Genomic DNA, 12,613 nt, shown 5'->3' with positions numbered 1-12,613 from the left:
GGGTTTTGACGCGGTGGAGATCTTGGGTAGTGCCGGGTACTTGATTTCTCAATTTCTCTCACCGTTGACGAACCAGAGACTTGACCGGTACGGCGGCAGTTGGGAAAACAGGCTTCGCTTTCCCCTGGCCGTGGTGCAAGTCGTCAGAGAAGCCGTGGGACCGGATTACCCGGTGCTGGTCCGGGTGGCGGGAAATGACTTCATGCTGGGCGGCAATACGGGTCAAGAAGCGCTGGCATTTTGTCAAGCTTTAGAGAAAGCAGGGGTGGATGCCATTAACGTCACCGGAGGATGGCATGAAACTCATGTGCCCCAGTTGACCATGCAGGTGCCGCCCGGGGCTTTTGTCTACCTGGCAGCCAATATCAAAAGAGGTGTATCCGTGCCTGTCATTGCCTGCAACCGGATCAACGATCCCCTGGTGGCAGAACAAATCCTGGCTACGGAACAAGCTGATTTGGTCGGGGTGGCCCGCGGTTTCCTGGCGGACCCGTACTGGGGGCGTAAAGCCGAATCCGGATTAGGGGACCAGATCTGTCCCTGTATCGGCTGCAATCAGGGTTGCCTGGACCGGGTCTTTTCCGGCCGCCAGGTTACTTGCTTGACTAATCCCCGGGCCGGCCGGGAGAAAGAAACGGAAATTACCCCGGCGGATGAGGTAAAAAAGGTACTGGTGGTCGGAGGGGGGCCTGCCGGGATGACGGCGGCCCGGGTACTGGCGCTGAGAGGCCACCGGGTGTCCCTGTGGGAACAGGCATCAGAGCTGGGCGGGCAGCTCAGACTGGCGGCGGTGCCGCCGGGGCGGCAGGATTTCCGCCGGTTTATTGACTACCTGGAGTCCCAGCTGGTGCGTTTAGGAGTGGAGATTCGCCTGAATACCATGGCTACCAAAGAAGATATTTTGGACGGCGAATACGATGAAGTCGTCCTGGCTACCGGAGCCCGGGAAATGCAACTGCCGCTGGCGGCTCCGGGGGCGGTTCAAGTGGTGCCTGCCGGGGATGTGTTGGACGGCAAAGTAGTGGCCGGGCGGCAAGTGGTCGTCATCGGCGGGGGGCCCACGGGTATCGAGACGGCCCTTTACCTGGCGACGGAGCGAGGCATGAAGCCGGAGAACTGGCATTTCCTGGCCTGGTACCAAGGGGAGAGCCCGGCGGTGCTGCAGGAACTGCTGTACCGGAATCCCCGGGAGATCACGTTGATTGAACAGGAAGGACGGATTGGTAAGGGGCTTGGACCCTCCACCCGCTGGTCCATGCTGGCTGACTTAAAGCGATTGGGTATCAGGACGCTGGTGCGGCATCAAGCGCTGGAAATAGGTGAACGGGGGGTGCTGGTGGAAGCTGAGGGAGAGAGAAAATGGATTCCCGCCCAGACAGTAGTGGTAGCCGTTGGTGTGAAGTCTGATGACGGTTTGTACCGTGAATTACATGGGTCCTATGTCAAATGCCATGTGATTGGAGATGCAGCCAAACCCGGTGACGCGTTGGATGCTGTCCATGGGGGTTTTGACTTGGCCAGAATCATCTAGCCGGAGAGGGGTGGTGTAATTGGAACAAGAAGTGAAGACGGTATCATTGGGGCAGTACCTGGCACGCACCGTTATTCTGGCCAGCATAGGTGCATTCCTTATTGGTTTGGGTGTGGTAATAGGAAATGACATTGCGGGCACGGCCCGGATCATTACCCTGCTCGCCGTTGCCGGTGCAGGAGGTGTGCTGGGGGCAATCATCGGCGGTTCCAATTTCCGCCGGTTTGTGGTGCCCATGAGATTGATTATCCAGCACGTGGCGGTCATTGCCGAAGGGGATCTCAGTGGTCGCCTGCAAGGAACCAGGCTGGGCGCCATGGGCCCCCTAGGCCAAACCCTGGACAAAATGGTGCTGGCCTGGCGGGAGATTGTTGAAAAGATGGATGCCCTGGCTGAAAAGTTAACTCATGCCTCGCAAGAACTCTACCAGGTGGCCGATCAAAACAGCGAGGCGGCCACGCAAATCGCCCACGTGATGGACGAGATTGCCCAGCATGCCGATTCTCAATCGATCCAAACCAGTGCCAATGTGCAGTCCATGCAGGAAATGGAGGGCAGGTTAGACGAGATCACCAAGACCACCATGGCCCTGGCGGAGACATCGATGAAAGCCTCCCAGGATGCCAGGCTGGGGGAAGCCACTATTAAAAAGGCGGTAGCTCAAATGGGACTCATCGACCGGGTGGCCGGCGATACCAGTTCACTGGTCAAATTGTTGAATGAACGTTCTCAGGAAATTGGGCGGATCCTGGAAATTATCACCGGCATTGCCAGCCAAACCAATCTCCTGGCCCTCAATGCGGCCATTGAAGCCGCGCGCGCCGGGGAGCACGGCCGCGGTTTTGCCGTGGTGGCGGAAGAAGTGCGGAAACTGGCGGAGCAGTCGGAACAGTCCGCCCAATTGATTGCCCAGCTGGTGGAGGAAATCCAGGCGGGGGCGGAGCGTTCCATGGAGGCCATGAACAGTTTCGGCCTGGAAGTGAACAGCGGGAGACAGCTGGTGGAGGAAGCCGGCAAGATCTTCTTGAGTATCCTGGCCTCTTCGGAAGAAGTCTCCAGCCGGCTGCAGGTGATCAAGAGCACGTCAGAAGCGGTGCTGGCCAAAGCGGAAGAGTTGGCCAAAGCTGTCAGCCATTTGCATGACCTGGCGGAAAAAACAGCCGACGGCATCAGGAACGCGGCCAGTGCCTCGGAGGAACAGGTAGGAAGCATTGAAGAAATCACGTCGGCGGCTGCCTCGTTAAGTGAAATCGCCCTTGATTTGAAGCAGGTGATGGGCCATTTCAAGCTTTAGCACCGGTGTTTGGGCAAAAATGGCAAGGAGATAATCCGGCGACAGCGGTTGCCAAACTTCGACTAGTATTAGTACAATAAGGAAGGAGGATAGGAGCACAAGGGGGGCAAGAGCATCAAGTGTCGGAAATGAGCGAAACAGCCCGTCGCCGGTCAGAGAGGAGAAGAAGGGGAGCCAGGCGACGCAGCTTGAGAAATAGAAGTAACCGGCCTGTGCAACGAAAGATACTCTACTGCCTGGCAGGATTTCTGGTATTGGTAGTCCTGTCTGCGGTTTTTTATAGACAGTCCTCCTGTTACGAAATGTGCCTGGGGGAGCAGACTATTGCCGTGGTCGCTGATAAGGGAGAAGCCATGGAAATCTGGGAGACTTTCTTACATAGGCAGGAACAGCGGTTAGGGCAGCCTGTGCTCACGGATGCCCAGCCGGTATTTGAAAGGGTTTCCAGAAGGAATGCCACCCCGGTGTCGGCAGCGGAGCTGGAAAAAAAGCTGGCCGCCAATGTGGCGCTAGAGACGGAAGCTTATATTGTGAAAGTAGACGGGGAGCCCTTTATCTGCCTGTTGGACAAAGAAAAATTGGAAACCATGCTGGCGGAATACAAGGAACGTTTCATTCCCAAGGGGGATGAAGACGATGAAGATGTCACAATAACTTCGGTGGAATTTGCCGAAGATGTAGAGGTTGTGAAAGAACCGGCCGATATCAGGTCCCTGGATACGGAAGAGGCAGCCAGGGAAAAACTGTACAGCCTCAAGGTGCCGGACACGATCCATGTGGTCGAAAAAGGTGATAATTTCTGGGATATTGCCATTAAGTACGAGACCACCGTGTCGGAACTGCTCCAGCTTAATCCGGAAGCGGTACCGGAAAAGCTGATGCCGGGAGATGAAATCCTCATCAAACCGGGCCGCCCGCAGCTCTCCGTGCTGGTGACCCTGGAGACCACGGTGACGGAATCCATCCCGGCGCCCACCAAATACATCGATGATTCAGCTTTACTCCGCAATGAGCGCCGGGTGGTGGAGGAAGGCGCCCCGGGGGAAAAAGAAGTCACTTACAAGATTGTCTTTGAAAACGGCCACGAAAGCACCATGGAAGTACTGGCTGAAACGGTGCTTAAAGAACCTGTGGAACGGGTGGTCAAACGAGGCACGCGGACTTTCCTGGCCCGCGGTGTCGGGCGCAACTACGGCGTCGTCAGTGCCACCCGGGTGACCAGTGACTATGGTTGGCGCCAGCACCCGATTTACAAAACCAGGCGGTTCCATGAGGGTATTGATTTGGCTGCTCCCGTGGGCAGGAGCGTTCACGCTTACACTTCCGGCACCGTTACTTTTGCCGGCCGCACGGCAGGTTTAGGGCTGGCCGTGTATATTAATCACGGCAACGGTTTGGAAACCAGGTACGGGCATCTCTCGAAGATTTATGTCAAGAAGGGCCAAAAGGTTTCGACCGGGGATAAAATCGGTGCGGTGGGCAGCACGGGCTTGAGCACCGGCCCGCACCTGCATTTCGAAGTGCGGAAGAACGGCAAGCCCCAGAACCCCTGGGACTACATCTAAGGGACGGGTCACCGTCCCTTTTGCTTTTGCAGATCTAGCATACAGTATACATTTGTCATTAAACGGTATTTTTTCCGGTTTTATATTGTTTACCGACTTGTTTTTACGTTAAAATACGGAAATAGAAACGCTGTTTAGTTTTTCAGGCTAAAGGAGGCAAAGTGGATGAAGGATGGTAATTTGGTAGGTTTTGATTATCTCATGGGGAGCAAAGAGCCGGATAACGTATCCAGCGAGTTGATCCGGCGTGCCGGTGAGAGACTGGTCTATCCTGAGGAAGTGATCAGCCAGTTGATCCAACCTGACCGGGTCTTTATCTTTAAGCTCACCGTCGAAGTGCTGGGCAAAGTGATCAGTCCTTTTGGCTGCATTGTGCTCCACAATAATGCCAGGGGACCTTATAAAGGCGGCATTCGCTTGGCCGGCGACGTCAGTGTATGGGAAACCACCGAGCTGGCTCGGTTAATGACTTTAAAAACCGCCGTCACCGGTATTGAATTCGGTGGCGGCAAATCCGGGATTAACCTGGATATGAACGAGGTTTATGAGCTATTCGGCCTGAGGGAGCGTAACCTGGAATTCGAGGCCATTGTCAAGCGAGCCCTCATGGCTAAGTATGCCGACCTCCATAGAGAACTGCTGACCAGCCATGCATACATTCCCGCCCCTGATATGAACACCGGCGGTCCGGAAATGGCTGTCATCAGCACCGTCACCGGAGATCCCGCTTCCGTCACAGGAAAACCGGAAGGAGTCAACGGCTGGCTGGCGGGCCGGAAGGAAGCCACCGGTTACGGGGTGGCCGTGGCCGTTTTGGAAACCCTGGACTACATGGGCATTCCCGCCAACCAGGCCAGGGTAGCGGTGCAAGGTTTCGGTAACGTCGGTTCCTACGCCGCCTATTACCTGGCTCAAGAGGGTGTGAAAGTGATCGGCGTGACCGGCAGAGCAGGCGGTGTGCAAGATCCGGAAGGATTGGATATTCCCGCCTTAATGAGGTACTATGGCGAGCGCCGCACCGTGAAGGATTTCAATAACCGGTTCCTGAGCAACGAGGAACTCTTCCAAATGCCGGTGGACGTCTTGGTGCCTTGCGGTGCCGGCCATGTGCTGAATAAAGAAACCGCTCCCGGTGTGCAAGCCAAAGCGGTGGTGGCGGGAGCCAATATGCCCACCACGCCGGAAGGGCAGGCTATCCTGGAAGAGAAGCAAGTATACGTTTTCCCGGACATCGTGGCTAACGCCGGCGGCGTGATTGGCTCCAACCTGGAATATGCCGCTTCTCTGAGTGCCAAACCGGCCAAGAAAGAGGAAGTGCTGGAATTCATCAAGGAGCGGATTAAGGACAGCTTCAAGGAGTTCACCAAGATCGCTGTGGACGAGCAAATCAGTCCTACCGAAGCGGCCATTCAACTAGCCGTGCAGCGGGTCTATGAGGCCATGAAACTGAGAGGCACACTGGCTAACCACAAGTTCAGCTTGAACAATTAACAGTGAAAGGAGGGGACAGACCCCTCCTTTTCGCGTGATGGTGTTATAGGATTTGTAGCAGGGCAGTTTCGTCGCAGTTGGGAAACTTGACACAGTCCAGGCAGTCCTTCCAAACCTTGTTGGGCAGCTGCTCTTTGTCGATGACGTGAAAACCGCATTTTTCGAAAAAGCCGGGCTGGTAAGTCAGGGTAAAGACCTGGGAAACACCAAGCTCACGGGCTTCTTCCACCAGGGCATGCACAATGCGGGAGCCGAGACCGTTCTTCACGTACTCCGGGGCTATAGCCAGGGACCGGATTTCCGCCAGGTCACTCCAGACAATATGCAAAGCGCCGGTGCCCACGATCTTGGCGTCCTTTTCCGCCACGATAAACTCCCGGATGCCCCCGTAGAGGGAACTCAGGGACCGGCCCAGCATTAATCCTTTTTCCGCATAGTAGTTGATCAGGTTTTGGATCTGCGGCACATCGCTGATGACTGCTTTTCTTAGCTGCATACCGTTCACCTCGAAGCCATATTACAATAAATATACTATCTTATGCATATTTATGCAAGAGATTTTTGCTAAATCCGGCACGATTGACAACATCATCATTTAGGGTAGAATAAAAGCAGTTAAGGAAAAGAGAGGTAAGCCCATGAAAGAGATATATTTTGACAACAGTGCGACGACCCGGGTGCTGCCGGAAGTTACCGCCGCCATGGTCCGGGTCATGGAACAAGAATACGGGAATCCCTCATCTCTTCACGGTAAAGGGGCTGCCGCTGCCAGGCTGCTCCAGGAAGCCAGGTTGGCGATTGCCTCCCTCATCGGTGCAAGCAAAGAAGAGATTTTTTTTACCTCCGGAGGGACGGAGGCCAACAACTGGGCCGTGATCGGGGCGGCCCGGCGCCGGAAGTCACGGGGAAAGCACATTATTACCACCCAAATTGAACACCCTTCCGTGCTGGCTGCGTTTCAGTACTTGGAAGAGGAGGGCTTCCGGGTGACCTACCTGCCGGTGAACTGGGAGGGGCTGGTGGACCCGGCGGACTTGCGGCAGGCATTGACCGCAGACACCGGCCTGGTCAGTGTCATGCTGGTCAATAACGAGGTGGGCACCATCCAGCCCGTAGAGGAAATCGGGTCTTTAGTGAAAGAATTGGCCCCTCAAGCCTTATTTCATGTAGATGCGGTACAGGCGGCCGGGAGAATCCCCATTCCCCTTGAACAGGCAAAAGTGGATTTGCTGACCCTCAGCGGCCATAAGCTGCACGGCCCCAAAGGCATCGGCGCCCTGTACATCCGGAGAGGGGTGGCGATGGACCCCCTTCATGTGGGCGGTGAACAGGAAAACAAATTGAGGGCCGGGACGGAAAACATGCCGGGCATCGTGGGTTTCGGCTCGGCGGCTCAAGCCATGGCGAAAGGCGCGCAGCAAATCAATGATATGTTTGCCTTGGGCAGGCAGTTGCGGGAAAGACTGCTGGCAATCAAGGGCTGTCACATCAACGGTTCTATGTCCCGGGCCGTTCCTTATATCATCAACGTCTGGTTTGAAGGGGTGGACCGGGGCGAAGTACTGGTACACATGCTGGAGGAGCGCGGCCTGTACGTATCCACCGGGTCGGCTTGTCATTCCCGGCGGGATGACCCAAGCCACGTGTTGAAGGCCATGGGCAAGAAAAAAGAGGCTCTTTACGGGGCTATCCGGTTGAGCCTGTCGCCGCATAACACCGCAGCAGAGGTGGAGGAAGCCGGGACAATTATCGAGGAGACGGTGAAGGAATACCGGGATTTCAAAGGAGGCTTTTCATGAAGCAAGTATTGATCGTGCGCATCGGGGAAATCAGCCTCAAGGGGAAAAACCGCTATCTCTTTGAGAACCGGCTGCTGGACAACATGAAGGCGGCTTTGGAGGGGCTGCCCCCGCGCAGCATCGAGAAAAACTATGGACGGATTTATGTAGAGCTGGGCCATGAGGCCGGGGAAGTCATTAAAAGGCTTACCCGGGTGTTCGGGATCCACAGCGTCAGCCCCGCTCAAGGGGTACCGCTGGATATGCAAGCAATTAAAGAAGAAGCGGTCAGGCAGCTTGCCCCCCTGGAGCCCACAACTTTTAAGGTGGAAACCAGCCGGGCTTATAAAAAGTTTCCCAAGACCAGCCCTGAAGTGAGCCGGGAAGTGGGCGGCTATGTCCTGTCGCGGCTGCCCGGCTGGAAGGTGGATGTGCACCGGCCGGAAGTGGTGCTGCAGGTGGAAATCCGGCAGGAAGGGGCATTTGTCTACTCCCAGGAGTTCAAAGGATTGGGGGGGCTGCCGGTGGGCACCGCCGGAAAAGCACTGCTGCTGATTTCCGGCGGCATCGACAGCCCCGTGGCCGGTTGGCTGACGATGAAAAGGGGGGTCCAGCCGGTAGGACTCCATTTTCATAGTTTTCCTTTTACCAGCGAGCGGGCTAAGGATAAAGTGGTGGACCTGTGCCGGCTATTGGCTTCCTACGGCAGGGGCTTCAAACTTTATGTCAACCATTTTACGGAAATCCAGAAAGCCATTCGCAAGAGCTGCCCGGAAGAGTTTTATGTAACCATCATGCGCCGGATGATGTTCCGGATTGCGGAAAAGGTGGCTTTACAGGAGAAAGCCCTGGCCCTGGTGACCGGGGAAAACCTGGGTCAGGTAGCCAGCCAGACTTTGGAGAGCATGATGGCTATTAATGAAGTGACGAAACTGCCGGTGCTGAGACCCTTGATCACCATGGATAAAGCGGAAATCATCGCCCTGGCGGAAAAAATCGGCACCTATGAGATTTCCATCCTGCCCTATGAAGATTGCTGCACCCTGTTCTTGCCCAAGCACCCGGCGACGAAACCAAAACTGGAGAAAGTCCGGGCGGCGGAGGCGGTGCTGGACATACCCGGCTTGATTGAAGAATCCCTCGCCAAAACGGAAATCATCCAGATCTAAACACCAAAGCAGGCTGAAAGGGCCTGCTTTTTATGTTAACACTACCGGTGGAATTTGGGCAGCCGGCGGTAAGCCTCCAGCCGGTCATTGACTACCGCCCAGTTAATGTTTTGCATGAAGACTTTCAGGTACTCCCGCCGGTTAATCCCGAAATCAATCATATAAGCGTGTTCATAGACATCCAGCACCAAAAGGGGCCAGGCCAGCCAGATGGAGCCTTCGTCGTGGGCGTCAGAGCCGTAAATATGGAGCCTCTGGTCAATGGGATCGATGGCCAGGACCGCCCAGCCCCGCACCGCCTGGGCTACTTCCGTAAATCGCCGGGAAAAGACTTCAAACCCGGCAAAATCTCTTCGCAACAGGTGGGCCAGTTCCCGGTAGCGTTCCGGATCGTAAGGGTGGCCCGCCCCCAAATTAGCAAAGTATAATTCGTGGAGTTTAATCCCGTTCAACGCATAGCTTTGCCCTTTTTGCAACCCCCGCAGCAAGCTGAAGGTAGCATTGGGATTGGGAAAGTCGGGGGTTTGTTCCAAAATTCTTTGGATTTCATTCCATTTGTTTACATAACCCACATATAGTTGGTAGTGCTGTTCCAACTGGTTCAAAGAGATACCGCGCACATGATGAAAAGAATATCGTTGGGGATAATAAACGCTCATGGACATCCTTCCTTTGCCATTAGTGTTCATGCCCGTCAGGCCGGCCCCCTGCCCGGCAGATCATCCATGGTGTTGCTATCATATGCAGAGGAATGAGAAAAAGACAAAGGCAGGCCGTTGCCTTAGGCGGCAGGAAAGACTTGCCTTGGGCCTGTGAAGCTTGGGGAGGCGATTTTTTGCACCGGTTAGCTGAGGCAGTTTCCCGCCGGTGTTTCCGGTGGAAAATATTTTCGGTAAAAAAAGGATTATGGCATTTATATGAGAATATTTAGAATATTGAGATACAAACAACGGTAAGGAGGAAACGGGCATGAGTACTAACGGACAATTTAGCGCCTTATTAAGTTCGGTTGAGGTAGTACAGCCGCCGACCGACATAGTTGCCAGTGATGCCTACATTAAAGATTGGAAGCAGGTCTACGAAGCGTCGCTGGCTGATTTGGAAGGATTTTGGGACAAAGTGGCCCGGGACTTTCACTGGTTCCAAGAGTGGGACCGCGTGCTGGACTGGCAGTACCCGTATGCCAAGTGGTTTGTCGGCGCCAAGACCAACATCACTTACAACTGCCTGGACCGTCATGTCTTGGGTGAGCGCAAGAACAAAGTGGCTCTCATCTGGGAAAGCGAAGACGGCGTGGAAAGGATCTTTACTTACCGCCAGCTTCTATTTTATGTAAACAAACTGGCTAACGTGTTAAAGAGCCTGGGCATCGGCAAAGGCGACCGGGTTTGTATTTACATGCCTCTCACCCCGGAAGGCATCATGGCCATGCTGGCTTGTGCCAGGATCGGTGCCGTGCACAGCGTGGTCTACGCCGGGCTGGGTCACGGCGCCCTGCGGGACCGGATTGTGGACGCCGGGGCCAAAGCGGTGATCTGTGCTGATGTCGGGTTCCGCCGGGGCAAAACCGTGGCTTTGCTTGATATTGTCCGGACGGCGGTGGAGGGTCTGGACATGGTGGAAAGCATCATCGTGCACCGGCGGTTGGGCGAGGAGACGGTTTTAGGCCCCAAAGAGTATGATTATGATGAATTGATGGCCAAGGCTTCCCATCACTGTGAAGCGGAAGTCATGGATGCGGAAGATTTGCTGTTCATCCTCTACACCTCCGGTACCACCGGCAAACCGAAAGGGGCCGTCTTTGTCCATGGGGGCTATATGGTGGGGACGGCTTATCATGCCAAGGCTTTCATGAATATTTCCGACCGGGACGTTTACTGGTCCACCTCCGACATCGGTTGGATCGTCGGGCACAGCTACATTGTCTATGCTCCTCTTACCATCGGCGCCACGATCTTCGTGCGGGAGGGGGCGCCCGATTACCCGGATCCGGGCACTTTTTACCGGCTCATTGAAAAATACGGTATCAGCCGCATTTTCACCGCTCCTACCCTACTGAGAATGTTGATGCGGTATGGCGAAGAATGGGCGGCCAAGTATGATCTGTCCACCATCCGCCAGATCGTCTGTGCCGGTGAGCCCATGAACCCGGAGGCCTGGTGGTGGGGTTATCGTAACCTCTGCGGCAACGGAAAAGCATGGATTTGTGACAATATGTGGCAGACGGAGACCGGTGCTCCCCTGGTATGCACTCCTTTATCCTTGCCGGCGAAACCCGGTTATTGCGGCGTCCTGGCCATCGGCATTGACGGCGATGTGGTGGACAGTCAAGGAAACCCGGTACCGCCCGGCCAAGGTGGAAACTTTGTTATCAAGAATCCCTGGCCCAGCATGTTCCGCACGGTGTATAATGACCCGCAGCGTTATGAACAATACTGGAACACCATTCCCGGCTTCTATGTGACCGGGGACGTGGCCACCCGCGACGCCGATGGCTATATCATGTTCTTAGGGCGCTCCGATGATGTGCTCAACCCGGCAGGACACCGGATCGGTACCGCTGATGTGGAAAGCGCCCTGGTCAGCCACCCGGCCGTAGCGGAGGCGGCGGTGATTGGGAAACCGGATCCCATCAAGGGTGAAGCCATCAAGGCCTTTGTCATCCTGCGGGCAGGCAACCAGCCGTCGGAAGAGCTGAGCAAGGCGATTGTCAATCACGTGCGGGATGTCTTGGGTCCCATTGCCGCTCCCAGCGAGCTGCAGTTCGTGGAAAGCCTGCCCAAGACCCGGAGCGGCAAGATCATGCGGCGGCTCCTGAAAGCGCAGGAGTTGGGGCTGGAAGTCGGCGATACTTCCACTTTGGAAGAATAGTGACGAATACTACTGCAGGAGTTAGGCCGGCGCGTGTAGAATTAAACCCCCAAAAAGAGCCCTTGGCTAGGGCAGCGGGGGTGGTTCTATGGGACAGGATTATGTGGAAAAACGACAGTACTTCAGAGTCCCAGTGGATATGGTGCCGTGTCGATTGCAGATCCTGTCTATTCAAGGAACCAAAGTCAACATTGACAAGGAGATCTTCGGTCACATCGCCAACGTCAGCGCCGGGGGACTGCTGGTGCAAGCCGCCCTTGACTTACCGGTGGACAAAAAGTTTGTGGTAAAAGCTTTTTTCAGGCTCCAGGGGGAGAGCTTCGCTCTGGAAGCCAGTATCGTCCGGCAGGAAGTTCATGGCGATGTTTTCCGGTACGGGATGCGATTTGATAACATGATTGACCGGGACCGGGTGAGACTCTTGCGAGTGCTCAGCCGCCTGCAGGTTAAGCAAAAAGGAAAAGAACGTCAAACGTAGGTTGCTATTCTCTCGCCCACGTTATATAATTTCCTTAACCGGTGAAAATTGCATAGATGGGGAACGAGTGCCAAGGGAAGTCCGGTGTGAAGCCGGCGCGGTACCGCCACTGTGATGGGGAGTCTGCCATGATAGACCACTGTCGGGGTTGCCCGATGGGAAGGTATGGTAAGACGGTGAACCTAAGCCAGGAGACCTACTCGTTCTGACGCTACTGGTGACCCACGCGTATGGGGAAGTAGACACATATCTATGGGTATGGAGTCCTCTGCCGTTGGGCAGGGGATTTTTCTTTTGGCGCGGAGAGGGATGACAGTGTAAAGGAGGAGCGCTGATGGCAGGGAACTACCGGGCGGCTGGTGATTTAGGTACTGCCTGGCATGGAGGGCGCCGGCTGCGGCGGGGGATTACCACCGGTACCTGTGCGGCGGCCGCC

10 protein-coding genes and 1 riboswitch are annotated in these 12,613 nt (G+C 55.3%); of the genes, 8 read left to right on the top strand and 2 right to left on the bottom strand.

The genetic code is table 11. The annotated features are described in order from the left end of the window. The 4 genes from GXX34_01770 to GXX34_01755 all read left to right on the top strand — a co-directional run. On the top strand, nt 1-1,531 hold a 1,531-nt coding region (locus GXX34_01770), incomplete at its 5' end, for an FAD-dependent oxidoreductase (GenBank protein ID HHW06257.1). Between the two features lie 19 nt (nt 1,532-1,550). Continuing rightward, entirely contained in the window at nt 1,551-2,825 is a 1,275-nt protein-coding gene (locus tag GXX34_01765) for a methyl-accepting chemotaxis protein (GenBank protein ID HHW06256.1), read from the top strand. Nucleotides 2,826-3,037: 212 nt separating this feature from the next. Further along, on the top strand, nt 3,038-4,390 hold the full coding sequence (locus GXX34_01760; GenBank protein HHW06255.1) for a M23 family metallopeptidase: 1,353 nt from the start codon (nt 3,038-3,040) through the stop codon (nt 4,388-4,390). 165 nt (nt 4,391-4,555) lie between these two features. Beyond that, nucleotides 4,556-5,881 (top strand): Glu/Leu/Phe/Val dehydrogenase, encoded by a 1,326-nt coding sequence (locus GXX34_01755; GenBank protein HHW06254.1) that lies wholly within the window; start codon nt 4,556-4,558, stop codon nt 5,879-5,881. A gap of 43 nt (nt 5,882-5,924) precedes the next feature. Here the strand turns inward: GXX34_01755 and GXX34_01750 are convergent, their stop codons facing one another. Next, nucleotides 5,925-6,377 carry an N-acetyltransferase gene (locus GXX34_01750; protein ID HHW06253.1) on the bottom strand — a complete coding sequence of 151 codons (453 nt, stop codon included), beginning with the start codon at nt 6,375-6,377 and terminating at the stop codon, nt 5,925-5,927. A gap of 142 nt (nt 6,378-6,519) precedes the next feature. Between GXX34_01750 and GXX34_01745 the strand changes: the two genes are divergently transcribed. Both GXX34_01745 and thiI read left to right on the top strand, forming a co-directional pair. Then, nucleotides 6,520-7,680, top strand: coding sequence for a cysteine desulfurase (locus GXX34_01745; GenBank protein ID HHW06252.1), 1,161 nt, complete (start codon nt 6,520-6,522; stop codon nt 7,678-7,680). Continuing rightward, nucleotides 7,677-8,828, top strand: coding sequence for a tRNA 4-thiouridine(8) synthase ThiI (gene thiI, locus GXX34_01740; protein ID HHW06251.1), 1,152 nt, complete (start codon nt 7,677-7,679; stop codon nt 8,826-8,828). The genes GXX34_01745 and thiI overlap by 4 nt, the downstream gene beginning before the upstream one ends. Nucleotides 8,829-8,869: 41 nt before the next feature. Here thiI and GXX34_01735 read toward each other — a convergent pair whose 3' ends face one another. Continuing rightward, nucleotides 8,870-9,487 carry a superoxide dismutase gene (locus GXX34_01735; protein ID HHW06250.1) on the bottom strand — a complete coding sequence of 206 codons (618 nt, stop codon included), beginning with the start codon at nt 9,485-9,487 and terminating at the stop codon, nt 8,870-8,872. A 310-nt stretch (nt 9,488-9,797) separates the two neighbouring features. On the opposite strand from GXX34_01735, the gene acs reads away from it, so the two are divergent. After that, entirely contained in the window at nt 9,798-11,699 is a 1,902-nt protein-coding gene (acs, locus tag GXX34_01730) for an acetate--CoA ligase (protein HHW06249.1), read from the top strand. Nucleotides 11,700-11,787: 88 nt separating this feature from the next. Next, on the top strand, nt 11,788-12,177 hold the full coding sequence (locus GXX34_01725) for a PilZ domain-containing protein (protein ID HHW06248.1): 390 nt from the start codon (nt 11,788-11,790) through the stop codon (nt 12,175-12,177). A 48-nt stretch (nt 12,178-12,225) separates the two neighbouring features. Next, nucleotides 12,226-12,396: riboswitch (cobalamin riboswitch) on the top strand. Nucleotides 12,397-12,613: the final 217 nt, after the last annotated feature.

It is taken from the genome of Clostridia bacterium (assembly GCA_012840125.1).
Classification (GTDB): domain Bacteria; phylum Bacillota; class DULZ01; order DULZ01; family DULZ01; genus DULZ01.
The sequence above is the reverse complement of the archived record's forward strand: the minus strand, read 5'-3'. Positions and strand labels throughout refer to the sequence as shown.